General features: G+C 66.7%; 29 protein-coding genes. 13 read left to right on the top strand and 16 right to left on the bottom strand.

Going from position 1 to position 24943, the window contains the following annotated elements; genetic code table 11:
• Positions 1–61: 61 nt before the first annotated feature.
• The 3 genes from AB3147_RS21675 to AB3147_RS21665 all read right to left on the bottom strand — a co-directional run bounded on the left by AB3147_RS21675 (position 62) and on the right by AB3147_RS21665 (position 2867).
• Positions 62–1537, bottom strand: coding sequence for an inorganic phosphate transporter (locus AB3147_RS21675; RefSeq protein ID WP_175125856.1), 1476 nt, complete (start codon positions 1535–1537; stop codon positions 62–64).
• Between the two features lie 83 nt (positions 1538–1620).
• Positions 1621–1746 (bottom strand): hypothetical protein, encoded by a 126-nt coding sequence (locus AB3147_RS21670; RefSeq protein ID WP_255595213.1) that lies wholly within the window; start codon positions 1744–1746, stop codon positions 1621–1623.
• Positions 1743–2867 (bottom strand): D-alanyl-lipoteichoic acid biosynthesis protein DltD, encoded by a 1125-nt coding sequence (locus AB3147_RS21665; RefSeq protein WP_367352928.1) that lies wholly within the window; start codon positions 2865–2867, stop codon positions 1743–1745. The genes AB3147_RS21670 and AB3147_RS21665 overlap by 4 nt, the downstream gene beginning before the upstream one ends.
• A gap of 376 nt (positions 2868–3243) precedes the next feature.
• On the opposite strand from AB3147_RS21665, the gene mog reads away from it, so the two are divergent.
• The 3 genes from mog (at position 3244) to AB3147_RS21650 (ending at position 5224) form a co-directional block, all read left to right on the top strand.
• Positions 3244–3876, top strand: a complete 633-nt coding sequence (gene mog / locus AB3147_RS21660; RefSeq protein WP_218343135.1) for a molybdopterin adenylyltransferase — start codon at positions 3244–3246, stop codon at positions 3874–3876.
• 137 nt (positions 3877–4013) lie between these two features.
• Positions 4014–4352 carry a hypothetical protein gene (locus tag AB3147_RS21655; protein ID WP_279975375.1) on the top strand — a complete coding sequence of 113 codons (339 nt, stop codon included), beginning with the start codon at positions 4014–4016 and terminating at the stop codon, positions 4350–4352.
• 5 nt (positions 4353–4357) lie between these two features.
• Positions 4358–5224: a peptidoglycan DD-metalloendopeptidase family protein gene (locus AB3147_RS21650; RefSeq protein WP_438861030.1), complete on the top strand. Its 867-nt coding sequence runs from the start codon at positions 4358–4360 to the stop codon at positions 5222–5224.
• A 77-nt stretch (positions 5225–5301) separates the two neighbouring features.
• Here the strand turns inward: AB3147_RS21650 and AB3147_RS21645 are convergent, their stop codons facing one another.
• From AB3147_RS21645 to AB3147_RS21615, 7 genes are all read right to left on the bottom strand, one after another.
• Positions 5302–5589 (bottom strand): hypothetical protein, encoded by a 288-nt coding sequence (locus AB3147_RS21645; protein ID WP_175125861.1) that lies wholly within the window; start codon positions 5587–5589, stop codon positions 5302–5304.
• 159 nt (positions 5590–5748) lie between these two features.
• Complete coding sequence (gene infA / locus AB3147_RS21640) at positions 5749–6012, bottom strand: translation initiation factor IF-1 (RefSeq protein WP_056570934.1); 264 nt, start codon at positions 6010–6012, stop codon at positions 5749–5751.
• 534 nt (positions 6013–6546) lie between these two features.
• Positions 6547–7086: an SRPBCC family protein gene (locus tag AB3147_RS21635; RefSeq protein ID WP_175125862.1), complete on the bottom strand. Its 540-nt coding sequence runs from the start codon at positions 7084–7086 to the stop codon at positions 6547–6549.
• 36 nt (positions 7087–7122) lie between these two features.
• Positions 7123–7575, bottom strand: coding sequence for a GFA family protein (locus AB3147_RS21630; RefSeq protein ID WP_191575995.1), 453 nt, complete (start codon positions 7573–7575; stop codon positions 7123–7125).
• A 262-nt stretch (positions 7576–7837) separates the two neighbouring features.
• Positions 7838–8344 (bottom strand): GAF domain-containing protein, encoded by a 507-nt coding sequence (locus AB3147_RS21625; protein ID WP_286898019.1) that lies wholly within the window; start codon positions 8342–8344, stop codon positions 7838–7840.
• Positions 8341–9315, bottom strand: coding sequence for a Bug family tripartite tricarboxylate transporter substrate binding protein (locus tag AB3147_RS21620; protein ID WP_175125865.1), 975 nt, complete (start codon positions 9313–9315; stop codon positions 8341–8343). The genes AB3147_RS21625 and AB3147_RS21620 overlap by 4 nt, the downstream gene beginning before the upstream one ends.
• A 57-nt stretch (positions 9316–9372) precedes the next feature.
• Positions 9373–11208, bottom strand: coding sequence for a gamma-glutamyltransferase family protein (locus tag AB3147_RS21615; RefSeq protein ID WP_367352927.1), 1836 nt, complete (start codon positions 11206–11208; stop codon positions 9373–9375).
• 111 nt (positions 11209–11319) lie between these two features.
• Between AB3147_RS21615 and AB3147_RS21610 the strand changes: the two genes are divergently transcribed.
• On the top strand, positions 11320–12288 hold the full coding sequence (locus AB3147_RS21610; RefSeq protein WP_343738601.1) for a LysR family transcriptional regulator: 969 nt from the start codon (positions 11320–11322) through the stop codon (positions 12286–12288).
• A gap of 186 nt (positions 12289–12474) precedes the next feature.
• Entirely contained in the window at positions 12475–12909 is a 435-nt protein-coding gene (locus AB3147_RS21605; protein ID WP_175125868.1) for a hypothetical protein, read from the top strand.
• A 42-nt stretch (positions 12910–12951) separates the two neighbouring features.
• Here the strand turns inward: AB3147_RS21605 and AB3147_RS21600 are convergent, their stop codons facing one another.
• A complete protein-coding gene (locus tag AB3147_RS21600; protein WP_367352926.1) occupies positions 12952–13338 on the bottom strand; it encodes a hypothetical protein in 387 nt (128 codons plus the stop codon).
• Positions 13339–13475: 137 nt separating this feature from the next.
• A complete protein-coding gene (locus tag AB3147_RS21595) occupies positions 13476–14789 on the bottom strand; it encodes a dicarboxylate/amino acid:cation symporter (RefSeq protein ID WP_343738599.1) in 1314 nt (437 codons plus the stop codon).
• 271 nt (positions 14790–15060) lie between these two features.
• On the opposite strand from AB3147_RS21595, the gene AB3147_RS21590 reads away from it, so the two are divergent.
• Positions 15061–15960, top strand: coding sequence for an SMP-30/gluconolactonase/LRE family protein (locus AB3147_RS21590; protein ID WP_175125871.1), 900 nt, complete (start codon positions 15061–15063; stop codon positions 15958–15960).
• Positions 15961–16176: 216 nt separating this feature from the next.
• Positions 16177–17241, top strand: coding sequence for a class II fructose-bisphosphate aldolase (gene fba, locus AB3147_RS21585; protein ID WP_239215970.1), 1065 nt, complete (start codon positions 16177–16179; stop codon positions 17239–17241).
• 105 nt (positions 17242–17346) lie between these two features.
• Here fba and AB3147_RS21580 read toward each other — a convergent pair whose 3' ends face one another.
• Positions 17347–17799 carry a GFA family protein gene (locus AB3147_RS21580; RefSeq protein ID WP_367352925.1) on the bottom strand — a complete coding sequence of 151 codons (453 nt, stop codon included), beginning with the start codon at positions 17797–17799 and terminating at the stop codon, positions 17347–17349.
• A gap of 243 nt (positions 17800–18042) precedes the next feature.
• Here AB3147_RS21580 and AB3147_RS21575 point away from each other — a divergent pair, with 243 nt between their 5' ends.
• From AB3147_RS21575 to AB3147_RS21550, 6 genes are all read left to right on the top strand, one after another.
• On the top strand, positions 18043–18924 hold the full coding sequence (locus AB3147_RS21575) for a phosphoribosylaminoimidazolesuccinocarboxamide synthase (protein WP_175125873.1): 882 nt from the start codon (positions 18043–18045) through the stop codon (positions 18922–18924).
• Positions 18925–19110: 186 nt separating this feature from the next.
• Complete coding sequence (locus AB3147_RS21570) at positions 19111–19269, top strand: DUF5993 family protein (RefSeq protein ID WP_175138208.1); 159 nt, start codon at positions 19111–19113, stop codon at positions 19267–19269.
• A gap of 10 nt (positions 19270–19279) precedes the next feature.
• On the top strand, positions 19280–19852 hold the full coding sequence (locus AB3147_RS21565) for a disulfide bond formation protein B (RefSeq protein ID WP_367352924.1): 573 nt from the start codon (positions 19280–19282) through the stop codon (positions 19850–19852).
• A 103-nt stretch (positions 19853–19955) separates the two neighbouring features.
• Entirely contained in the window at positions 19956–20477 is a 522-nt protein-coding gene (gene purE, locus AB3147_RS21560) for a 5-(carboxyamino)imidazole ribonucleotide mutase (protein WP_175125876.1), read from the top strand.
• Positions 20478–20482: 5 nt separating this feature from the next.
• Positions 20483–21673, top strand: a complete 1191-nt coding sequence (locus tag AB3147_RS21555; protein WP_367352923.1) for a 5-(carboxyamino)imidazole ribonucleotide synthase — start codon at positions 20483–20485, stop codon at positions 21671–21673.
• A gap of 11 nt (positions 21674–21684) precedes the next feature.
• Complete coding sequence (locus AB3147_RS21550) at positions 21685–22734, top strand: L-threonylcarbamoyladenylate synthase (RefSeq protein ID WP_367352922.1); 1050 nt, start codon at positions 21685–21687, stop codon at positions 22732–22734.
• Between the two features lie 12 nt (positions 22735–22746).
• Here AB3147_RS21550 and AB3147_RS21545 read toward each other — a convergent pair whose 3' ends face one another.
• Genes AB3147_RS21545 through AB3147_RS21535 form a run of 3 tightly spaced genes read right to left on the bottom strand, consistent with a single transcriptional unit; the run spans position 22747 to position 24921 of the window.
• Positions 22747–23574 (bottom strand): IclR family transcriptional regulator domain-containing protein, encoded by an 828-nt coding sequence (locus tag AB3147_RS21545; protein WP_175125879.1) that lies wholly within the window; start codon positions 23572–23574, stop codon positions 22747–22749.
• Positions 23574–24215 carry a 3-oxoacid CoA-transferase subunit B gene (locus AB3147_RS21540; RefSeq protein WP_175125880.1) on the bottom strand — a complete coding sequence of 214 codons (642 nt, stop codon included), beginning with the start codon at positions 24213–24215 and terminating at the stop codon, positions 23574–23576. Before AB3147_RS21540 ends, AB3147_RS21545 begins: the two co-directional genes overlap by 1 nt.
• A 25-nt stretch (positions 24216–24240) precedes the next feature.
• On the bottom strand, positions 24241–24921 hold the full coding sequence (locus AB3147_RS21535; protein ID WP_175186261.1) for a 3-oxoacid CoA-transferase subunit A: 681 nt from the start codon (positions 24919–24921) through the stop codon (positions 24241–24243).
• Positions 24922–24943: the final 22 nt, after the last annotated feature.

Genomic DNA, 24943 nt, shown 5'->3' with positions numbered 1-24943 from the left:
TACCCAGAGTGTTGCAGCGGCCGTGCAGATTGCCTGCACGGCCGAATCGGTCAGGCTGCGATCAGCCCGCTATCTGTACGCCGATCCAGAACAGGCCAGCGGCCAGCAACATCGAGGCGGGCAGCGTCAGCACCCAGGCCAGCAGGATGTTGCGCACCGTGTTGCCCTGCAGTCCCGTCTTGTTGGCGATCATGGTGCCCGCCACGCCCGAGGACAGCACGTGGGTGGTGGACACCGGCAGGCTGAAGACGTTGGCAAGACCGATGGCGCCCACGGCGGTCAGCTGCGCCGACATGCCCTGCGCGTAGGTCATGCCCTGCTTGCCGATTTTTTCGCCGACGGTCAGAACCACGCGGCGCCAGCCGACCATGGTGCCGGCGCCCAGCGCCAGCGCCACGGCCACGATCACCCAGAAGGGCGCGTATTCGGTGGTGGCGGTCAGGTCCGCGCGCAAGCGTTGCAGGTCGGCGGCCTCGCGGGCGGGCAGGCCTTCCAGGCGCGCCACCTTCTTGGCGGTGTCGTCCAGGCACAGCAGGTAGCGGCGCACGTCGATGCGCTTTTGCGCGGACAGGTCGGCGTAGTTGGAAACCCCGTGCAGGTCCTTTTGCAGCGCCATGATGGTCGGCACGGTCAGGGCGGGGTCGCAACGGAAATTGGCGGGCAGGTCTTCCTGGATGTCGACGCGGCGCAGCGCCAGGAAATCGCCCAGCAGCGCCTCGTTGCGCTGGTAGAACACCATCAGGTGGTTGGCGGCGTCGCGGGTGCGTTCGATCTGGTAGGTGGTGCTGTGGGTGTCCAGCACGAAGTTGGCTGGCACGATGCCGATCAGCACGAGCATGATGAGGCCGATGCCCTTCTGGCCGTCGTTCGAGCCGTGCACGAAGCTCACGCCCATGGCCGACAACACCAGCACCAGGCGGTTCCAGAACGGCGGGTGCTTCTTGTTGTCGATGGCGCGGCGCTGTTCGGGGGTCTTGTGCATCTTGGACAGCGGCAGCCAGCGCTTGAGCGCCAGCAGCAGCAGGCCTGCCACCGCGAACCCGGCGATGGGCGAGGCCACGAGCGACAGGCCGATGTCGATGGCCTTGCCCCAGTTCACGCCTTCGCCCAGCGGCAGGTCGGTGATGAGCGCATTGGCCAGGCCCACGCCCAGGATCGAGCCGATGAGCGTGTGCGAGCTGGACGCCGGAATGCCGAAGTACCAGGTGCCCAGGTTCCAGGCGATGGCCGCCGCCAGCATGGCGAAGACCATTGCCAAGCCGCGGCCGGTGTCCACGTTGATCAGCAGTTCGACGGGCAGCAGATGGACGATGGCATAGGCGACGCCCACGCCGCCCAGCAAGACGCCCAGGAAGTTGAAGATGCCGGACAGGACGACCGCCAGATGCGGCGGCATGGCCTTGGTGTAAATGACCGTTGCCACGGCGTTTGCCGTGTCGTGAAAGCCGTTGATGAATTCGAAGGCCAGGACGAATGTCAGGGCCAGCACAAGACTGAGGCCAACCCAAAGGTCTAGGCCGTGGAAGAGGTCGAACATGGGGGAGGGGGCGAGGTTCCGGCGAGAATGCCCCGATTATTGCAGATTTATGACCTGTCCCTGAATGAAGCGGCCCCCAAATCTTAGAACTTCGAATACTGGAATTCGATCTCCATGGGCTTGCCCAGATTGGCGGACGTATCCGCCTGGATGACCATCACGGCCAGGATTCCCAGGTACAGCATGCAGAGCCACAGCGTTCTTTTCATGGGCGGAATACCTCGGCGATCTTCTGGTTGACGCGCAGCCAGCCCAGCTCGCCCAGATGCTGCACGTCGCGCAGCGTGCCGACCTCGAAGGGCGCGTCGTACATGTCCATGCAGGTCATCGCATAACGCTGGCACAGGCCGGCGACCTGCCGCTGTATCGGGTCGAACCGGGCCAGGTCGTTGAAGACCATCGGGTGCAGCGGCTGCATGACGAACAGCGCATTGACGTGATGCTGGTGCAGCAGCGCCATCAGGGCGTCGAGTTCGCGCAATTCGTCGCGGCCGGTCAGGGGCTGGGGCTGGTAGGCGGTCTTGCCGCCCTCGGGGATGCTGCGCAGGTACTTGTTGAAGAATTCGTCACGCACGGCGTAGCGGTTGTCCGTCATGAGCGCCTGCTCGGCGGCCTGCGCCTGACCGGCCAGGGCGTCCCAGTCCACCACGCGCGCCGCCGCCGCGGGGCCTTCGCGTTCCCGTTCGGGAATGGGGGCGGCGTAAGCCGGCGCCCACAGGCTGGCCAGCCGTTGACGGAACACGTATGCCTGCTCGGCCGCCATCGACCAGTACACGCCCGCGTCGCCCTTGGCGTCCAGCCACCGCAGGACTTCCGACCTGCCATCGGGTTGGCGCAGCAGCCGGGGCAGCAGCGGGTTGGCGTGCTCCTTGAACTCGTCGGGCCCCAATCCGCCCTCTCCGTCGAACCAGCCCGGCGACAGCATCACGACCACGCGCGAGGCCGGCGACAGATCATCGGCCAGCGCCGCCAGCACGAACTGCATGCCCAGCGACTGGAACCCGGAATGGCCGTACGCCAGGACGGGCATCTGCAGCTCGTCGGCCAGGAAGCGGTAGGGCACGAAGCGCAGGTCGTTGCTGGTGAGCTCCGACGATCCCAGGATCACCAGGCGATCGCCCGTGCGCAGCGCCTGGCTGAGCCGCGACAGATTGCGTGTCTGTTCGTCCAGCGTATTGCCCAGGTTTGGGATGTAGATGCCGGGTGCGGCCGCGGGCACCGGTTCGGTCTTCAGGGCCAGCGTGTGCAGGGCCGCCCAGCCGGCCACGGCCGCGGCGGACAGGGCCAGCGCCGCGGCAAGCGCGTGCTGCCGAAGGGTGCGTTTGAACATGGGAAACCCGAAAATGCGTCGCGCCGGGACAAAGGGGCGGTATTGTTAGCGGATGTTATCCAGCGGCCATGACGCAAACAAGCGCGGGAAACCCTGGGCGGCGCGCCGATTCCCCTTTTTGCGACACTTGGCCCCGGCCGCCCCGGCCCACTCCAGCCACCCCGGCCACTCCGGCCACTCCGGCCACTCCGGCCACTCCGGCCCCCCGGTCGCACTCCGCTCAGACCCCGCCCGCGCCCGCCGCATGCCGCCCAGCAGAATGCCGCCCAACAGAATGCGATAGCATCGATGTCGCGCGGCCGTCCGGGACCCCTGGCCCGCCGCACCGCCTGCCGCCGCCGTCGCGGCGCTTCACCGCCGGATATCCCCTTTCGCCATGACCGACCTTGCCCGTATCGCCCGCAGCCACCCCGACGAACTCATCGTAGGGCTGGTGTCCGTTTCCGACCGCGCCTCCACTGGCGCCTATCAGGATCAGGGGCTGCCCGCGCTGCGCGAATGGCTGGGCGGCGCGCTGGTGTCGCCGTGGCAGGCGGTTGAGCGGCTGATTCCCGACGAGCCCGCCCGCATCTCCGAGACCCTGATCGAACTGGTCGACGGCTGCGGCTGCGACCTCGTCCTGACGACCGGCGGCACCGGCCCCGCCCGGCGCGACGTCACGCCCGAGGCCACGCTGGCGGTCGGCACCAAGGAAATGCCGGGCTTTGGCGAGCAGATGCGCCAGATCAGCCTGCGTTTCGTGCCCACGGCCATCCTGTCGCGGCAGGTGGCAGTCATCCGCGAAACGGACGGCCATGCTGCCCTGATCGTGAACCTGCCGGGCCAGCCCAAGTCCATCCGCGAGACACTGGAAGGACTCAAGGGCGACGACGGCGCCGTGCTGGTGCCCGGCATCTTCGCTGCCATTCCGTATTGCATCGACCTCATCGGCGGGCCGTACGCCGAAACGCGCCCCGAGGTCATCGCGGCCTTCCGCCCCAAGTCCGCCCGGCGGCCCGCGCAAGCGTAGCGCGGGCGACAACGCTGCATTGCCTTGCGCGGTGGCTGGCCGTCGCGGCACACCATGGCGGGGCCTCGCCCCGCCAAGACCGTGCGGTATAGTTGGCCGCCCCGATCAACCCCTGCTGACCGAGAGTTTTCATCGTCATGAAGGTTCGTACCATCCTGTCCCTTACCGCCCTGGCTGCCCTGACGGCCTGCGCCAATGTCAAAGACGTCCGCGACCGCGATCCCGTGTTCTACGGATCCACGCAGCGCACCGCCCAGGACTACACGCAATGCGTGGCGGACGCCTGGAAGGGACTGGACGTGAACTTCGAACAGAAGCCGGTGCGCAACGGGTACGAGCTCGTTCTGCACGGCAGCCTGGGCGTCGAGGCCGTCCTGACGACGACGCACTGGAAGGGCAAGACCGAGGCGAGGCTGTCGACGCGCATTGCCCGCCGCGACCAGACCATCATTGAACCGGCCAACCTGTGCCTGTAAACGTCATAGTTGACCGCCGCGACGTCCTGCGCGCCGGGCTGGCCGCCGCTGCCCTGTGCCTGGCCTGGCCCGCGCGGGCGCAGCAGGCCAGTTACATCACCCGCAAGCTCGACGCCCGCGTGCCGGGCGGCGTGGCCGTGCTGAGCCTGGGCGACGGCGCGGCCGCGCCCCAGGTCACCTACCTGGACCGGCCCGTGCTGGTGGTGCGGGAAGCGGGCAAGCAGTGGATCGCCGTGGTCGGCATTCCGCTTACCGTCAAGCCTGGCCAGGAACAGGTGCAGGTCAAGGACGGCGGCGGCACGCGTCAGGTGGCGTTCACGGTCGGCGCCAAGGATTACGTGGCGCAGCACATCACGCTCAAGAACCGGCGTCAGGTGGATCCGAATCCGGACGACCTCAAGCGCATTGAGCGGGAACTGGCCGAACAGGTCGAGGCCTACCGCGGCTTTCGCGCGGGCGTCACGCCCAGCAACCTGATCCTGGATCGTCCGGTCGACGGCGGTCGCCTGTCCAGCCCCTTTGGCCTGCGCCGCTTCTTCAACGGCCAGGAACGCAATCCGCATTCGGGCCTGGATTTCGCCGTGCCGGCCGGTACGCCCATCAAGGCGCCGGCGGCCGGGGTGGTGGTGCTGGTGGGGGATTATTTCTTCAATGGCAAGACGGTGTTCCTGGACCATGGCCAGGGTTTTGTCAGCATGTTCTGCCACATGTCGGCCATCTCCGTGAAGGTCGGCGACGAGGTGCCGCGCGGCGGCGTGGTGGGCAAGGTGGGGGCGACCGGGCGGGCGACGGGGCCGCACCTGCACTGGAACGTCAGCCTGAACGATGCGCGCATCGATCCGGCGATCTTCATCGGGGCGTTCAAGCCCTGACGCGTATGGGCTTTGACGCGTTCAAGGTTTGACGCGTTCAAGTTCTGACGAGTGCCGCGCTGACGGAGCGGCGAAGCTCAGGCCTTCTCGGCCTCGAGCGCGATGCGCTTGAGCACATACTGGTGCATGCGCTCGGCGTATTCCATCTGCTGTTGCACGTTGCGCTGACCGGCTTCCTGGTCATCCAGGCAGTTGTCGTACTTGGTCTTGGCTTCGGCGTAGGTCAGGCCGGTATTGCGCAGGCTGTTGATGAACGCCTCGCGCGACTGGCGCAGCAGGCGCAGCCCTTCCTCGCCCTTTGCGAAACGTCTTCGCGAGAGGGCAAGCTGGTCTGCGGCGGCTTGCAATTCTTCTTTCAGGTCCATCGTGCTTCGTGCGTATCCGGCCTGGCGTTGCGCCAGGCGAGGAGCGCCATTCTTTCATGAACAGGCGATCCACGCATTACGGCAGTGCGCGAATCCTGCTTAAGGATCCGCGAAAAGAGGGGGCCGGGCGCCGGCAAGAAGCCGGCCCGGGCGGCCGGCTTAGCGGCGGTGGTGCTGGGGACGCTGCATCGTGGGGGCGCGCTCGTCCTTGTGGCGGAAATTGATACGGCCCTTGGTCAGGTCGTACGGTGACATTTCCAGGGTGACGCGATCGCCCGCGAGGATGCGGATGCGGTGCTTGCGGATACGGCCCGACGCGTAGGCGCCGACTTCGATGCCGTTGTCCAGTTTGACGCGGTAGCGGCTATCGGGCAGCACTTCGTCAACGATGCCATCCAATTCGATGAGTTCTTCTTTAGCCATCTTCTACTCCTTGATCAAAACGCGCAGGCATGCCTGCGGCATGTCGCGCCGCGCAAGGCGGCAAGCGCGTCGGACTCGGATAAACCGGTCCAGCGGTTTGAACGCAAAAAAACGTTCGGGCAAGCGTGGGTATGGGCCACGGCATCCGGGCGGATGTCTGAAATGGCGGATACTCGCGCCCTGAGGTAATTGCGCGCGATGCGCGCGGTGGTCGCGGCGGGGGTGCTGCGGGCACCTTGCCGGATGAAGCGGGGTTGCCGAGTCTGCGGCAACGCCGGGCGCCACGGGGACTGCAGCGGCGTTCTGGGCAATGACGGGGTGCACCCAACTGGGGCGGCCCCAATAAAAAACCGGATCTCGTTCGCGTCGCTGACGTTCATTCAGTAGCGCCCTTTCTTGGGCGCTACAGGTTGGCACGCAGGATGACCGAAGTCCGGTTTTTGCGGAAAAATCACGGGTTTATGTTACTGCAAAGCCGGCGGTTTAGCCAGCTTTTATCCCGGATTCGGCCGCGATAGTTGCGCTTGAACGACTCTATCGGCGCGGGATGCGGCGCTGGTATTCCGCTTCCCAGGCTGCGTTGGCCGACCAGAAGGGGCCCGGATCGCGTCCGGCCAGACGGGCCGCCAGCACGTTCAAGTGGGTGTGCCAACCGCCCGCCACGTCCACCATGTCATCGCGCGTGGCGAGCTTGCGATGCGTGAGCACCAGCCGCGCGCCGTCGTCTTCAGGGGACACCTCGAAGGTAACTTCCGACGGGGCGCCCGCCGAGCCGCCCCAGGTGTAACTGAGCACGTGCGGCGGTTCACACCGGGTGATCAGGCCCTGCGTGGTCAGGCCTTCCTCGTAGGGCTTGTAGGCCTCGGGCGTCGGTTCGCGCACGGAGGACAGGTCGGCATGCAGGAACCGCAGGGTGACGCCGCCGCCCTCCATCAGGTCCATGTCGCCGAATGCCAGCCACTGGCCGCGCTTGTCGGATTCCGTCAGCCAGGCCCACACCTCCTGCACGCTCGCAGGCAGCCTGCGCGTGAATTGCAAGGTGGTCGGGTCCAGTACGACGCCGTAGTCGCTCATATCAGTCTCCTGTGAAGTCCGGAGCCGGACGTGGGTTCATCTTCCGTGCGAAAAGGTCAGCGGCGATACCTGCGGCTCGTGCTCCGGGGCTTCGTCCATGGCGCCGGGGTGCTGGGGCAGCGCGTCCGTGATGTCGTACCACGGCGCCTTGCTGGCGACGTGGTAATGCGCCTCGGGCTTGACGCCCGGATCGTCGTCCAGCGCGCCGAGCGGCAGGCCGTAGACGTCGGGCGTCTGGTCAAAGCGGCTGAGCAGCGGCGTGCCGCAAGCCTCGCAGAATCCCCGGTAATTGCCGGGCGACGACGCGTACCAGGTCACGTGGTCCTCGCCCTGCGTCCAGGCGAAATCCTTCGACTGGACCGTCGCTCGGCTGCGGAAGGCCGCGCCGTGCGTCTTGCGGCACATCACGCAATGGCAGTTGAGGGCATCGGTGAGCGGACCGTTGATCTCGTAGGCAACGCGGCCGCAGAGGCAGGAACCTTTGATCATGATGAGCGCCAGGCAATGGGGGAAATAGGTCCAATATACCTGCGGCGCCGTCCCGCGACTTCGGCATTTGTGACAGATGTCTTTCAGATCGTTGCCGGGGCGGGCCTTTCCCGGGGCGGGCCTTTCCCGCGGCGTGCGATTGCCGTGGCGTGCGATTGCCGTGGCGGGCATTCCCGCGGCGGGAGTTGCCGACGGCGGAAGTTTCCGACGGCGGGCGTCGGCGGCAGATACCGTAACGTTCACGGCATCTGCGCCTCCTCCTTCACGCCGCCCGTTGCAGCGCCTGGAACGCCGGCAGCGCCAGCAGACCCGCCACGCGCGCCGCGTGAATGTCGTCGTCCGACACCGCCGGGCGTGGCATCAGGAAGTTGACCGTACCCAGGCACACGCCGTCATACGCGACCGGCACGTTGATGACCGATTGCAGTCCCAGGCTGCGGATCGCATCGTGGTCGTTGAAGAATTCGCGGATGGCCGCCTCTCCCTCGCCCACGAACACCCGCTGTTCCAGCAACACGTGCCGGCCCCATGCCGTGCCGGTCTTGTCCTTGCTGCCGCCCGGCGGGTAAGCCTGCGGGTTCGAACTGTACAGGCGCACCACGCGCATGGCGTCGGCATCGTAGCGATTCACGGTGCACAACGCGTGCGCCAGGTGCAGGCGCGCATAGTCGTCGATTGCCTGAAAGGCGGCGGCCGGCTGGCCGTCCGCGTAGGCGCGGGCGATGGCCTGCACGCCGGCCAGCGCCGGGCTGGGAGATGCGTCCGTCATTCCGCCGTGATTCCCAGTTCTTTGATCAGCTTGCCGTACTTGTCGGCATCGCGCGCCAGGATCTGGCCGAACTGCTCGGGCGTGGTTTCGGTCAGCAGCACGCCCATGTCGCCCATTTTCTTGATGACGTCGGGCCGCTTGAGGATCACGTTGATCTCGCGGTTCAGCCTGGCAGCCAGTTCCGGCGGCATGCCGGCCGGACCGAACGCGCCGTACCAGACCGCCAGCTCATACCCCGGCAGCGTTTCGGCCACGGTGGGCACGTCGGGCAGCAGCGGCGAGCGTTGTTCCTCGGTGACGGCCAGCAGCTTGAGCTTGCCCGACTGCACGTGCGGCAGCGTCTGCGTGCCGGCGCTGAACAGCACCTGCGTGCGGCCCGCCACCGTATCCAGAACCGCAGGCGCACCGCCGCGATAGGGGATGTGCATCATCTTCACGCCGGCGGCCTTTTCGAAGAGCACCGCGCTCAGGTGGTTGGTCGAGCCCTGGCCCGCCGAGGCATACGCTACGGTGTCGGGATTGGCCTTCGCGTACGCGATGAATTCCTTCAGGTTGGATGCCGGCACCGATGGATGCACCACCATCGTGTTGGTCACAAGGGCCAGCTCGGCGATGGGCGTGAAGTCCTTCACGCCGTCGAACGGCATGTTGGAATAGAGCGCCTGGTTCATCGTGTGCGTGCTCATCGAGCCCACCAGCAGCGTGTAGCCGTCCGGCTTGGCGCGCGCGACGAAGGCGGTGCCGATATTGCCCGATGCGCCCGAGCGGTTCTCGACAATGACCGGCTGGCCCAGCGATTGCGTCAAGCCTTCGGACAGCACGCGCGCCAGGATGTCGGTGGAGCCGCCGGCGGCCCACGGCACGACCAGCGTGATGGGCTTTTCGGGCCAGGCGGCGTGCGATAGGGCGGGCGCGGCCATCGCCAGGCCCAGCGCGAACGTGCGCAGCAGTCGTTTGAAGTGCAGTGTCATGGTGTTTACCCCTTGCGTTGTGTCCGGCTTCTGAGAGCCGGTCGTATGAAAATCGATTCAGCGGCCGACGGCGTATCCCTGCATTCCGCGGGGATTGGCCGCCGCGCGCAGCAGCATCTGTCCGCCCGCGGCCGGCTCGCGCGTGCAGGCGCTGATGCGGCCTTCGGACCAGTCCGGCCCGACCTTGACGTCGTGGCCGGCGGCGCGCAGCGCGTCCAGCGTGGCGGCGGGCATGCGCGATTCCACCGTCAGCCGGTTCAGCGTCTGCGAACGCGGCCAGAACGAGCCGGGAAAGTGATCAATGTGCCAGGACGGCGCGTCGATGGCTGCTTGCAGGTTCATGCCCATGGCATGGCGCAGAAAGAATGCGACGGTCCATTGGTCCTGCTGGTCGCCGCCGGGCGTGCCGAATGCCATGTACGGCAGCCCGTCGCGCAGCGCCAGGCCGGGCGACAGGGTGGTGCAGGGACGCTTGCCCGGCTGCAACTGGCCCGGCACGCCGTCGTCCAGCCAGGTCATCTGCAGACGGGTCGTCAGCGAAAAGCCCAGCTCGGGCACGACGGGGCTGGACGACAGCCAGCCGCCCGATGGTGTGGCGGCCACCATGTTGCCGTCGCGGTCGATGACGTCGATCTGGCAGGTGTCGCCCACGAACAGCTCGCGCGTCGCCCACTCCGAGACGGGCGGCAACGCGGCAAAGGTCGGTTCGCCCACGCCGTAGCGCGTGTCCGACGCGGCCAGCGTGCGGATCGCGGCATCCAGGTCGGGCAGGCGCGGCGCAAGTCCGCCGGGACTGCCGGGCTGCAGCGTGGCCGAGGCGCGTTCGCCGATGCCGGCGGCGCGCGCTCGCGCATAGTCGTCGCTGAGCAGGGCCGCGAGCGGCACCTGGACGTGATCGGGATCGCCATACCAGGCGGTGCGGTCGGCGAATGCCAGCTTGGCGGCCTCGGCGACGCGGTGCACGAACTGCGGCGACAGCGGGTCCAGTTTGTCGACGTCCAGATGGCGCAGCAGCGCAAGCTGTTGCAGGTGCACCGGCCCTTGCGACCACACACCGCATTTGGCCACCGTGTAGCGGCCATATTGCGTGGTCAGCGGTTCGTCGTACGTGGCGCGCCAGCCGGCCAGGTCCGATTTGCGCAGCAGCCCGGGGTTGCGCTGCCCCGTGGTGTCGAGCACGGCCTCGTTCGTATAGAAGCTGTCGATGGCGTCGGCCACGAAACCGCGATACCAGAGGTCCAGCGCGGCGTCGATGCGGCCGCGCCGGTCGGTGCTGGCGGCGTGCGCTTCATCCAGGATGCGGGTGTAGGTGGTTGCGATGGCGGGCGTGCGGAACAGCGCGTCGGGGGCGGGCACCCGGCCGCCCGGCAGCCAGACGTCGCCCGAGCTCTTCCATTCGTCGCGGAACAGCGCCTGCACCGCCAGAATCGCCTGCGAGATCCGCGGCACCAGCGGAAAACCGTCGCGCGCATAGCCGATGGCCGGTTGCAGCACGTCGGCCAGCTCCCACGTGCCGTAGTCGCGCAGCAGGGTCAGCCAGGCGCCGAACGCGCCGGGCACCGTCGCGGGCAGCAGGCCGATTCCCGGCACCAGGTCCAGCCCCATCTTGCGAAAGTACGCCGGCGTCGCCAGCGCGGGCGCCGGGCCCTGTCCGCACAGCGCGCGCATGCGTTGCTCGCGCTCGCTCCAGAACAGGATGGGGACTTCGCCGCCCGGCCCGTTCAGGTGCGGCTCGACGATCTGCAGGACGAAACCGCCTGCCACGGCGGCGTCGTAGGCATTGCCGCCCCGTTCCAGCACGCTCATGGCCACTTGCGACGCCAGCCAGTGCGTGGACGACACCACGCCGAACGTGCCGCGTATTTCAGGTCGGGTGGTGAAGGAGGGATTCATCGGGCGGGTCCGCAAGGCAGAAAAGGATGCAAGCAGTATAGGGTCCTGAAATAACTGGTTTTATCTTTGTGGGCATAATTGCATAACCAAGTGGTTATAGAGAAAACTGCCATGAGCCCGGATGCCGTCCGTCTTGCCAACCGACTCAAGCACCGTCATCTGACGCTGCTGGTCAACATCGACCGCCATAAATCGCTGACGCGGGTCGCCGCGCAGACCGGCATCAGCCAACCTGCGGTCACCAAGGCGCTGGCCGAAATGGAGGACATTTTTGGCGCGCCGCTGTTCCTGCGTACGGGCAGCGGGTTGCAGCCGACCGCCCTGGGCAATCTGGCGCTGGTGCGCGCGCGGCACATGCTCAGTGACCTGGATCTGTGGGAGCGGGAGGTCGAGGCGCTGCATGCCGGACGGTCGGCGCATCTGCACGTGGGGGTGGTGCCGTACGTGTCCAGCGCCTTGCTGACCGCCGCCATCAGCCGCCTGCATCAGCGCCACGGCGTGACGCTGAGCCTGCACCGCGCCACGACGGATCACCTGGTGCCGATGCTGCGCCAGCACGAACTGGACTGCATCGTCAGCCGCGCCACGTCCACGGTGATGCACGAAGACCTGATGCATCGCGTGCTGTATCGCCAGCGGCCCCGTCTTATAGCGCATGGCAGGCTGGCCCAGCGGCTGGCGCGGCGCAAGCCGGACTGGGCTGCCGTCGCCGCCCTGGACTGGGTGCTGCCGGCGGCCAACACGCCGACGCGGCAATTGATCGTGGAGCATTTCATCCGCGCCGGGCTGCAGCCGCCGTCGCCGGTGCTGGAGGCCTACTCCACGGACGTGATCGAGGGCATCCTGTCGCTGAACGAATCGTCGATCTCGGTGGTGCCCGAGGACATCGCGCGCGAACTGTGCCAGCGCGGCAGGCTGGGCATGGTGCCGTGGGATTTCGGCTGGGAGCTGCCGCCTATCAACCTGATCCGGCGCAAGCGGGAACAGGCGCTGACGGCGGAATCGCAGTTTTCCGACATTCTGCTGGACCTGTGCGCGAATGCGGCGGCGCCTGCGCAGGCGGGAGTCGAGGGCAGATAACGCGAGGGGCGGTCCGCGCCTTGCCCCGCGCCGGTCTGGCAAGACGTGCGCATGTCCTAGGCGCAAAAACGTCGCTTCCCGCCACAGACGCAGGAGCCGGCATCTGGTTAAATGGCTGAAAGGTCTCACGGCCTAGGGCAAGCCGCTGCCTTTTCCGGCTTGCCGTTTCAATTTACGGAGCCCCCGATGGCACGATTCAATTTCACCCAGGACCTCGAAGAACCCGATCTGTGGGCGGCGGAAAACGTCCCCGCCGGAGAGGGTCGGCCCCCCATTCACGTCATGATCCAGACCGACGGCGAAGAGCCCCTTGCCGGCGCCTCCAAGGTGGTCAAGGCCATCATTGACAACCTGGACGAACAGATTCTTGCCGCGGCCGAGTTCCTCCTCGACAACTATTCGTACGAGCACTACAAAAAACTGGGCATCGAAGACGACCAGCTCCTGGCCGAAGAAACCGCCGAAGCCATGGCCGAAAAAGCCGTGCTGCGCGCGCTGTGGCTGTTCGACGAAGACGGCGATGGCTACGAGCTGTGGTTCACGCTGCCCTGGGATCCTGTGCACACCTACGACGTGGAATTCGAAGACGGCGCGCCCGTGTCCTGCTCGGTTAATGACTGATACCGCGCGACTGATACCGCGGTCAGGACACCGGGGGCAGGCTCAGCGCGCCAGTTCGTATTTGGTCGCCAGCGTCTGCCCCAGCGATTCGTCGTACTTGTAGCGCACCTTCAAGGCCTTGCCGCGCATAATGTTGCGCGCGGCCACGTTCTCCAGCACCACGTCGACGTCCTTGTTCACGAATTCGGCGCAGTCGGTGTCGGCTCGCTCGCCGTCCGGTATGTCGGCAGCCTTCACCTTCAGCTTGAACAGCACCTGTGTCAGTTCCGTGCCGTCGGTGCGGAATTGGCGGAAGGTGGTGGGAAACGTGGCGACGGTGCCGGCAAGGTCGCACGAAATGCGGGTCCAGCCATGCGCGGCGGGTACCGCCGCAAAAAGGCCGGCGGCAAGCGCGGCGGCCGCGGCCGCCCGGGTAGACAGAAGATTCATGGTGTGCGGGCCAGACGCGGCGCCCATGCGCGCCGCGCCGGTACGTGGTCGAAATGGGCCTTTATGTTGCGCCCGGCCGCCCGCGCCGGTCAAGCGGGCGCCTCCCATGTAAAACGGGCCTTAGCGGCCCGTTTCACTTATGCGTTCTGGCTGGCGGGCCGGCTGGGCGGCGCCTCGTTCGAAGCCTGCGCGGACGCGGCATCATCGTTGCCTTCTTCGCTGCCTTCTTCCTTGCCTTCCAGCTTGGCGATCACGGCCGTGGCCAGGCTATTGCCGACCACGTTCGTGGCGGTGCGGCCCATGTCGAAGAACTGGTCGATGCCCATGATGAGCAGCAGGCCGGCTTCCGGCAGATGGAACATCGGCAGCGTCGCGGCCACCACGACCAGCGAGGCGCGCGCCACGCCAGCCATGCCCTTGCTGGTCACCATCAGCACCAGCAGCAGGGTCAGTTGCTGCGTGAAGCTCATGTCGATGTTGTAGGCCTGCGCGATGAACAGCACCGCGAACGACTGATACATCATCGAGCCGTCCAGGTTGAACGAATAGCCCAGCGGCAGCACGAAGCCCGAGATGCGCTTGGACACGCCAAACCGCGACAGCGCCTCGATCGTCTTCGGATAGGCCGATTCGCTGCTCGCGGTCGAGAACGCCAGCAAGGTCGGTTCCTTGATGAGGCCGCCCAGGCGGAACGTGGACTTGCCCAGGAACAGGTAGCCGACGCCGAACAGAATGGCCCACAGCAGCGCCAGACCCAGGTAGAACTCGCCGATCAGCTTGCCGTAACTGACCAGCACGCCCAGGCCTTCGGTCGTGATGGCGGCGGCCATGGCGGCAAACACGCCCAGCGGCGCAAAGCGCATCACATAGTCGGTCACGCGGAACATGATCTTGGCCAGTTCATCGATCATGTTGTAGATCGTGTTGTGGCCCTTGCCACGGATGAACGACAGCGCCGCGCCGAAGAACAGCGAGAACACCAGGATCTGCAGGATCTCGTTGTTGGCCATCGCTTCTGCAATGCTCTTGGGGAACACGTGCGCGATGAACGCCTTCAGCGTGAAATCGCCCGTCTTCAGGCCCGAAGTCACGCCCGCGTCCGGAATCGCCAGGTTCATGTGCGCGCCGGGCTGGAAGATGTTGACCAGCGCCAGGCCCAGCAGCAGAGAAATCGCCGAGGCGGCGATGAACCAGATCATGGCGCGCATGCCGATGCGGCCCACCGCGCTGGCGTCGCTCATGCTGGCCAGGCCGGTCACCAGGGTGGCGAACACGAGCGGAGCGATGATCATCTTGATCATGCGCAGGAAGATGTCGGTGATCAGGCTGAAGTACGAGGCGATCTGCTTCGCCTCTTCCGGGGTCTGCGCGAACTTGTTGCAGACATAGCCCACCACGATGCCCAGCACCATGGCGATGCCGATATAACGCGTCAGCTTCTTAGTGTTCATTTGAAAACGGGATAACGGGGAGCCGCCGCTTGGCCCAGAGGGCCAGGCCCGCCGGCATGAGGCGGGGCAGACGGTCCGGTGACGGACATGCCAGGGTCCAGGTGCTGCTCGGGTTAACCCTTGGGGCGCGATGTTAACGCCGTGAACCTGACAGCCAGTTGTCAGTTCGGGGACGGATCAGCCGTGCCAGAATGCCCCTTCCGGCCTCGTCAGGAAGGCCGGGCGCCACCTGGGAACCAGCCCCGCGCGGGGCGACAAAGGAGACAAAGCAATGCCGAATCGCGAATTGTCCGTACTGGCTTCCGGCTACACCTATCTGGAAGGGCTGCGCTGGCACGAAAACCGCCTGTGGGCCTCGGACTTCTACACGGGGCAGGTCATCACCGTGACGCTCCAGGGGGCGGTGGACCGCGTCTGTCTGGTCCCGCAGCAACCGTCGGGACTGGGTTGGCTGCCCGACGGCCGCCTGCTGATCTCGTCCATGAAAGACCGCAAGGTGCTGCGGCGCGAGGCGGACGGCACGTTGTCGGTGCATGCCGACCTGTCCGCGCTGACCGGCGGCCATATCAATGACATGGTGGTGGACGCGCAAGGCCGCGCCTACGTGGGCAATTTCGGATTCGACATCATGGCGGGCGAACCCGTGCGCACGACGACTCTGGTGCGCGTGGATCCGGACGGTGTGGCGCAGGTGGTGGCGGACGGCCTGTGCTTTCCCAACGGCTCGTTCATCACGCCCGACGGCAAGACCCTGATCGTCAACGAGACCTTCGCCAACCGCATTTCCGAGTTCGACATCGAGCCCAACGGCGTGCTGGGGCCGCGCCGCGACTGGGCCAATTTCGGCGAGCTGCCTGAAACCGACGACCTGACCGCCGTGATCGCGGCGTCCAAGATTGCGCCGGACGGCGGCGCGCTGGACGAAGAGGGCGCGTTGTGGGTGGGCGACGCCATCGGCAAGCGCATCGTGCGCGTTGAACGTGGCGGACGGATTCTCGAGCAGATCGACACCGGCGAATTCGGCATCTTCGCGGCCGCGCTGGGCGGACCGGACGGCAAAACGCTTTTCATGGCGGCCGCGCCGGATTTCGTGGAAGCCAACCGGCGCGCCAAGCCGCAGGCCCGCATCCTGATGACCCGGGTGGATGTGCCGCACGCGGGCAGGCCCTAGGCCACAAGCGGGGGAAAGCAGGGCAAGGGCGCCGCGGCCGTGGGCCGCATGGGCTGGGCCGCAAGGCGGATATCAGCCGGGCTAGGGCGTCCGGTTTCACCTGAATGGATAGGATACCGGCCGTTGCAAGACCTTTCTTCGATTCCCCCGTAAAATCACGCCATTCAGCAAGGCTTCAACCATCTCTCAATAGACAGTACCTAAGGAGGACCACTCATGGCCCTAGTCTCCATGCGCCAGTTGCTCGACCACGCCGCCGAGCACGGCTACGGCATTCCGGCTTTCAACGTCAACAACCTGGAACAGGTCCAGGCCATCATGGAAGCCGCGGCGGAGACCGACAGCCCGGTGATCATGCAGGCCTCGGCCGGCGCGCGCAAATACGCGGGCGAAGGCTTCCTGAAGTATCTGATCCAGGCCGCCGTTGAGTCCTACCCGCACATCCCCGTGGTCATGCACCAGGATCACGGCCAATCGCCCAAGATCTGCCAGGGCGCCATCGACCTGGGCTTCTCCAGCGTCATGATGGACGGCTCGCTGAAAGAAGACGGCAAGACCATCGCCGACTACGACTACAACGTCGAAGTCACCAAGAAGGTCGTGGACATCGCACACAAGCTGGGCGTGACCGTCGAAGGCGAACTCGGCTGCCTGGGTTCCCTGGAAACCATGGAAGGCGACAAGGAAGACGGCCACGGCGCCGACGGCAAGCTGACCATGGATCAGCTGCTGACCGACCCGGAACAAGCCGCCGACTTCGTGCGCCGCACGCAACTGGACGCCCTGGCGATCGCCATCGGCACCAGCCACGGCGCCTACAAGTTCACGCGCAAGCCCACCGGCGACATCCTGTCGATCTCCCGCATCAAGGAAATCCACGCCCGCCTGCCCAACACCCACCTGGTGATGCACGGCAGCTCCAGCGTGCCGCAGGAACTGCTGGCCGAGATCCGTGAATTCGGCGGCAACATGAAGGAAACCTACGGCGTGCCCGTCGAGGAAATCCAGGAAGCCATCAAGTACGGCGTGCGCAAGATCAATATCGACACCGATATCCGTCTGGCCATGACCGGCGCGATCCGCCGCTTCTTCGCCGAGAACCCCGAGAAATTCGACCCGCGCGAATACCTCAAGCCCGCCCGCGCCGCCGCCAAGGCGATCTGTGTCGCTCGCTACACGGAATTCGGCACCGCCGGCAACGCCAGCAAGATCAAGCCGCAGCCGCTGACCGAAATCGCCGCGCAGTACGCCTCGGGCAAGCTGTCGCAAGTGGTGCAATAAGGTCCTCGCCCATGCCGCCTTCTTGTGAAGGCGGCGCAGGCAGAAAAAGAGCTGGTCCTCGCGGGCCAGCTCTTTTTGTTTTTGCGGCCATGACGGACGCGCGTCCTACGCCGGCGAATTCTTCCCGAAGCTCGGCACCGTCCGGTCCACGTGATGCCACGACGGCGCCGAGTCCGTCCACAGGTTTGCCTTGGAATGAAACGCTTCGGGGTCATCCAGCGACCCTGCGCGCACGACTTCGTAGCCCATGCCTTCCGAATTGCCGAACAGCGGCGTGCCACACGCCGCACAGAAGCTGCGCATGACGGTGTGGCCGGAGTCGCCCTGGTAGCGGTGTTCCTTGGGTTGTCCGCGCAGCAGCGTGACGGCGCCCGCGGGAAAGATCAGGGCGTGGGCCGGCGCGCCGCCGCTGGAGTACTGGCAGTCGCGGCAGTGACAGGTGGCGGCGGTGATGGGCTCGTCGGTGAGTGCGTAGCGGATGGCGCCGCACTGGCAGCCGCCTGTCATGTGGACCTGCGCGTCGGCGTGGGGCATGCGTTTGGGGGAAGCATCCTGCATACGGCTTTGTCTCCGGGCGGTGTTGCGCCGTGACGCTCGAGGCGGCCGGCGCGAATCATGGATGGGAAAGAAAGCCTACCCCGCGCCCGGAGCGGCGGCAAGACGAACTTATTTGCAGTAATCTATGCGCTTTGCGGAAGCTGCCGTCCGGCGCCGCCTCCGCCTGGTGCCCGATTTCGTTTCCCTTCCCGCCCTGGCGCCTGCCCGCGGCGGGAATGTTCATTTTTGCCATAGGCCATTCCCGTGACTTCTGCTTTGCATGAATCCAGCATCAAGTCCCTGCCGCTGCTGGGACGCGGCAAGGTGCGCGATATGTACGCGGTCGGCGACGACAAGTTGCTGATCGTCGCGTCGGATCGCATCTCCGCATTTGACGTTATCCTTGACGACCCCATTCCCGGCAAGGGACAGGTGCTGACCGAACTGACCGAATTCTGGTTGCAGAAGCTGTCGCACATCCTGCCCAACCACTCGACCGGCGTGAAGCCCGAAGACGTGGTGGCGCCCGACGAAGTGGATCAGGTGCGCGGCCGCGCCGTGGTGGTCAAGCGTCTGAAGCCCATCCTGGTGGAAGCGGTTGCCCGCGGCTACCTGATCGGGTCGGGCTGGAAGGACTACCAGGCCACCGGCGCGGTGTGCGGCATCAAGCTGCCGGCCGGCCTGCAACAGGCCAGCAAGCTGCCCGAGCCCATCTTCACGCCCGCCGCCAAGGCCGAGTTCGGCATGCACGACGAGAACGTGGACTTCGCGCACGTGGTCAAGGAAGTCGGCCAGGAAATGGCCGAGCGCATCCGCGACGTGACGCTCAAGCTGTACGCCGAAGCCGCCGCCTTTGCCGCCACCAAGGGCATCATCATCGCCGACACCAAGTTCGAGTTCGGCCTGGACGACAACGGCACGCTGCACCTGATGGACGAAGTGCTGACGCCCGATTCGTCGCGCTTCTGGCCCGCCGACGGTTACCGCGTCGGCATCAGCCCCCCGTCGTTCGACAAGCAGTTCGTGCGCGACTGGCTCGAGACGCAAACGTGGGACAAGACCCCGCCCGCGCCGCGCCTGCCGCAGGAAGTGCTGGAAAAGACGGCCGCGAAGTACCGCGAAGCCCTGGACCGCCTGATCGCCTGATCGTGTCCACACCAAAAAAGCCGCTCGTCGTCCGAGCGGTTTTTTTTCGCCGGCGGGTCTCGACGTGGCGCCGCAGGCTGACGCACCCCACGGGCAAACCCGCATTTTCAGCGCGAAATTATTTCGGATTGTTACGCTATACTCGTCCGCTGCTTGATACGGGATTTCCGAGATAAGGAGCGCCGCATGGTGATGATGCTGCCCTTTGTGACTGGGACGCTGGCAGTGTGGTTTGGACTCGTGGGCCGGCGCCGTCCGTGCGTGACCTTCTGGCTGCTGACCCTGGCCATCTTTGCCGCCTGGTGCAAATACCATATGACCAGCCCGCTGGCGTTGTCCCTGTGAAGCGGCGGCAATGATCTTCTCCAGCAATCCGGCGCGCGGCTCGCGCATCCTCAATGCCCTGGCGCTGCTCGGGGTCACCGGCATCCTCTGCATGGCCTTCGCCTGGCAATTCGCCTACGACGAATTGCCGTGCCCGTTATGCCTGCTGCAGCGCGTGGCGCTGATCCTTGCGGGTGTGGGTTTCCTCTTGAACCTGCGGCTGGGCCCGTCGCCGATGCACTATGCAATGAGCGTTGCCGGCGCGCTGGCCGGGATGCTGGCCGCGGGACGCCAGGTGCTGCTGCACATTGCCCCCGGCGACGCGGGCTACGGCACGCCCTTTCTGGGCGTGCACTTCTATACCTGGGCGTTCGTCGCCTTCACGGCGATCATCGTGTTCTGCGTCGTCATGCTGTGCGTGGACCGCAAGTGGGGCGACAGCATGCTCAAAAAGCCCGTCTCGATGCTGGGCATGGTGGTCATGGCCCTGTTTTTCGTCGTCGCCCTGGCCAATGCCGGCAGCACCACGCTGCAGTGCGGTTTCGGGCCGTGCCCGGACGATCCGGTCAGCTACCTTTGGCTGAAAAGCGCCACGTTGCCGTAGCAGTCTTCAGCGCCGGGTAAAATAGCGGGTTTCGCGGGCCGGTCCCGCGGTCCCCCGACATTTCGCGGCGCGTGCGCCGTGTCTCAACTACTAGACACCGGTTATGACAGACCAGACTTCCGCAGCGGCGCAAGCCTCCCCCGTGGTGGGCGTGATTATGGGATCTTCCAGCGATTGGGAGGTCATGAAGCACGCGGTGACGATGCTGGAGGATTTCGGCGTGGCCTACGAGGCGCGCGTCATCTCCGCGCACCGCATGCCGCAGGACATGGCCGAGTACGGCGCCGCGGCGCACCAGCGCGGCTTGCGCGGCATCATCGCCGGCGCCGGCGGCGCGGCGCACCTGCCGGGCATGATGGCTGCCCTGACCGAAGTGCCGGTGTTCGGCGTGCCGGTCCCCTCCAAATACCTGCGCGGCGAAGACTCGCTGCTGTCCATCGTGCAGATGCCCAAGGGCGTGCCGGTGGCCACCTTTGCCATCGGCGAAGCCGGCGCCGCCAACGCCGCGCTGCACGTGATCGCCACGCTGGCGGGCACCGATGCCGGCCTGCACGCAAAGCTGGTGGCGTTCCGCGCCCGCCAGACGCAGGTCGCGCGCGACATGAAGGTTCCGCCCGAGGCCTGATGCGAATGACTCAATCGACTCCTTTCCTGATCGCGCCCGGCGGCTGGCTGGGCATGCTGGGCGGCGGCCAACTGGGCCGCATGTTCTGTCACGCGGCGCAAAGCCTGGGCTACAAGGTCGCGGTGCTGGACCCGGCCGCCGAATGTCCGGCCGGCATGGTGGCCGACCTGCACATCCAGGCCGCCTATGACGACGAGGCCGGTCTGGCCCGCCTGGCGCAGACGTGCCAGGCCGTCACCACCGAATTCGAGAACGTGCCCGCCGACAGCCTGCGCGCGTTGGCGACCCAGTGCCGCGTCAGCCCGGCTGGTGACGCCGTGGCCATCGTGCAGGACCGCATCGCTGAAAAGACCTTCATTGCCGCGCAAGGCATCCCGGTCGCGCCGCACGCCGCGATCCGCAGCGAAGCCGATCTGATCGCCGCATCGGACGCGCTGTTCCCCGGCATCCTCAAGGTGGCGCGCCTGGGATACGACGGCAAGGGCCAGGCCCGCATCAACACCCGCGAAGAAGCCGTCGCCGCCTTCGCCGAATTCGGCGGTGTCGCTTGCGTGCTGGAAGCGCTGATGCCGCTGGACTACGAAATCTCGGTCGTGCTGGCGCGCGGCTTTGATGGTGCCAGCGTGGTGTTTCCCGTGGCGCGCAACGTGCATGTCGACGGCATCCTCGCCGTGTCCACCGCGGCGCCCGTGCAGCAGGACGCGGCCCACGCCGAACGCCAGGCCCGCGCCACCGAAGCCGCGCAGGCCATCGCGCAGGGGCTGGGCTATCACGGCGTGCTGTGCGTGGAATTCTTCGTGCTCCAGGACGGCAGTCTGATCGTCAACGAGATCGCGCCGCGTCCGCACAACAGCGGCCACTACACGATCGACGCCTGCGTCACCAGCCAGTTCGAGCAGCAGGCGCGCGCCATGGCCGGCCTGCCGCTGGGCGGCACCGACCTGCTGGCGCCCGCCGTCATGCTGAACATCCTGGGCGACATCTGGTACGCCGACGCCACGGGTGACGCCCAACGCGAGCCCGATTGGGCGGCCGCGTTGGCCGTGCCCTCGGCCAAGCTGCACCTGTACGGCAAGCGCGAGGCGCGCCGTGGCCGCAAGATGGGCCACATCACGATCGTGGCGGCCACCTTGCAGCAGGCCCGCGACGACGCCGCCCGCGTGGCCGCCGCGCTGGGCATGCAGGCGCCCGAGTAAGCGGCAAACCGATGTCCTCATCTCCGTCCGTCTCCGCCAGCGCCGCGGAAATCGCCCACGCCGCCCAGCGCATGCTGGACGGCCAACTGGCCGCCTTTCCGACCGAGACCGTCTACGGCCTGGGCGCGGACGCTGAAAACCCGCAGGCCGTCGCCAAGATCTACGCGGCCAAGGGCCGGCCGTCGAACCATCCCGTCATCGTGCATATCGCGCCGCACGGCGACGTGGCGTATTGGGCGGCGCACGTGCCGCCCGAGGCGCAACTGCTGATCGACGCGTTCTGGCCGGGTCCGCTGACCTTGATCCTGAAGCGCGCGCCGCACATCGTCGACACGGTGAGCGGCGGGCAGGACAGCATCGGCATCCGTTGTCCGTCGCATCCGGTGGCGCAGGCGCTGCTGGCGGCGTTTTCGGCCGGTAAGCCGAACGGGCAGGGCGGGGTGGCGGCGCCATCGGCCAACAAGTTCGGCCAGGTGTCGCCCACCCGCGCCGAGCACGTCCGCAACGAGTTCCCCGACGAAGTCGCGGCCGGCATGCCCGTGCTGGAAGGCGGCGCGTCGGACGTTGGCATCGAATCCACCATTCTCGACCTGTCGCGCCTGGATCGCGGCGCGGGGCCCGTGCTGCTGCGGCCCGGCCACATCAGCGCCGCGCAGATCGAGGCCGTGCTGGGTGTGCAGGTCTTTGCGCCGGACGCCGCGGCGCCGCGCGCGTCCGGCACGTTGAAGGCGCATTACGCGCCGCGCACGCCGCTGGAACTGGCCAATGAGGCCCGCATGAACGATGTGCTGGCCGGACGCAATCTGCCCGAAGGCCGCGTGGTGCTGGTGGCCTACGGCCCGCAACCCGCCGCAGCCGATCCCCGCGTGCAGTGGCAACCGGTATCCGCGGACCCGGCGCGCTATGCGCAGGCGCTGTACGGCCTGCTGCGCGATCTGGATGGTCAGGGCTATGCGCGCATCATCGTGCAGGCGCCGCCCGCCACCGATGACTGGCACGCGGTCAACGACCGCATCGGCCGCGCCGCCGCGGCCTTCACGCTGGACACCACCGGCCTGTAACCTGCTGGCCGCTCACGCGGCCAGGAATTCCCCGATCCGTTCCACGGCCTGCCGCAAGGGCGGCAGGAAGTCGTCTTGCAGGCGGCTGAGCGGCACGCGCGCCGCCTTCACGCTGACGTTCACCGCCCCGCAGGCCTTGCCGCTGGCCGATCGCACGGCCACCGAGATCGCGCGCACGTTCAATTCCAGTTCCTGGTCGACGACCGCATAGCCCTGCTCGCGGATGCGCGCCAGTTCCGCGCGCAGCTTTGCCTCGGTGGTCAGCGTGAACTCGGTATAGGGCTGCAGGTCGGTCGCCGCGAAATACCGCGCCAGCGCAGGCTCCGGCAGTTCCGCCAGCAGCACGCGCCCGATGGACGTGCAATACGCGGGCAGGCGGCTTCCCAACCCCATCGACGTGGCCAGCAGGCGGTTCACCTCGGACCGCGCGAGGTAAAGCATTTCGTGGCCTTCCATGATGGCGAGCGCGCAGGTCTCGTTCACGGTCGCGCTCAATTCTTCCAGCACCGGCTGCGCCAGCGAAACGAACGGCGTAGATGAAAAGTACGCGTAGCCCAGCCCCAGGATGCGTGGCGTCAGCACGTAAAGCCTGCCGTGCTGCTCGGCCATGCCCAAGAGGATCAGCGTGTGCAGGCAGCGTTGCACGACGGCGCGCGGCAGGCCGGCGCGCCGGCTCAGTTCGGCCGCGGTCTGCGGATGGCGGCGCGTGCCGAAGGCGCGGATGACGTGCAGGCCGCGCGCCAGCGTCAGCATATAGTCCGGATCGCCGCGCAACTGGTCCGGATGGTCTTCGGCCGTGGGCGGCGCGGCATAGCCGGGAGCGGGCAGGTTGGGCAGCATCAGGCTGCGCGCAGGGGCGCGCCGGTGCGCGTCTGCAGTTCGGTCAGCGTCATGCCGTCGATCATATCCCGGACCACCAGGCCGTCCGGCGTGACGTCGATGACCGCGAGGTCGGTGTAGATGCGGTCCACCACGCCCGCGCCGGTCAGCGGATAGGTGCAGCGTTCGACGATCTTGGGATCACCGTTCTTGCTGTTGTGCTCCATCATGATGAACACGCTGCGCGCGCCCACGGCCAGATCCATCGCGCCGCCGACGGCCGGCGCTTCGCCGGGCTTGTTCAGCGACCAGTTCGCCAGATCGCCGTTGGCCGCAACCTGCATGCCCCCCATCACGCAAATGTCCAGATGGCCGCCGCGCATCATTGCGAACGAGTCCGCGTGATGGAAATACGAGCCGCCGGTCAGCAGGGTCACCGGTTGCTTGCCGGCGTTGATGAGGTCCAGGTTGATGTCGGCCTCGGCCGGGGGCGGGCCCATGCCGAGGATGCCGTTCTCGCTGTGCAGCACGATCTCTCGGCCCTCGGGTAGATGGGCGGCCACCAGCACCGGCATGCCGATGCCCAGGTTCACGTAGCTGCCGTCGGGAATGTCCAGGGCCAGGCGGCGCGCCATGGCTTCGCGGGTCAGGGGATGAAACATGCGGACTCCTTCAAGCGGAATGGCGTCAACTGGAAAAGGCGGCGTTGGGCACTTCGGTCACGCGCTTGACGAAGATGCCCGGCGTCACCACGGCCTCGGGCGGCAGTTCGCCCAATTCAGCCTTGGCGCGCACCTGCACGATGGTCGTCTTGGCGGCCATGCACATGATGGGGCCGAAGTTGCGCGCGCTCATGTTGTAGGTCAGGTTGCCCCAGCGGTCGCCGCGGTCGGCCTTGACCAGCGCAAAGTCGCCATGCAGCGGCTCCTCGAACACGTGGCCGCGGCCGTTGATGATGCGGGTCTCCTTGCCGCGCGCAAGCTCGGTGCCGTAGGCGGTGGGCGTGAAGAAGCCGCCCAGTCCCGCGCCGGCCGCGCGCAAGCGTTCGGCGATCGTGCCTTGCGGCACGCATTCGAGCTCGATGCGGCCTTGCCGGTAGAGCTCGTCGAAGACCCAGGAGTGTGAGGCCTTCGGAAACGAGCAGATCACCTTGCGCACGCGTCCGGCCTTGACCAGCGCGGCCAGGCCCGTCTCGCGATTGCCGGCGTTGTTGCTGACCACGGTGAGTTCGCGCGCGCCCTGGTCGATGAGGGCGTGGATCAGTTCGGTGGGCATGCCGGCGCCGCCGAACCCGCTGATGAGCACGATGGCGCCGTCATGCACATCCGCAACGGCGGCTTCCGGCGTGTCGATGAATTTGTCGATCATGGGAGGGCTCCGATGAGGCGGA

This window comes from Achromobacter animicus (assembly GCF_040775605.1).
GTDB lineage: Bacteria > Pseudomonadota > Gammaproteobacteria > Burkholderiales > Burkholderiaceae_B > Achromobacter > Achromobacter animicus.
Note: the sequence above shows the minus strand (reverse complement) of the source record. Positions and strands in the feature narration are given on the sequence as shown.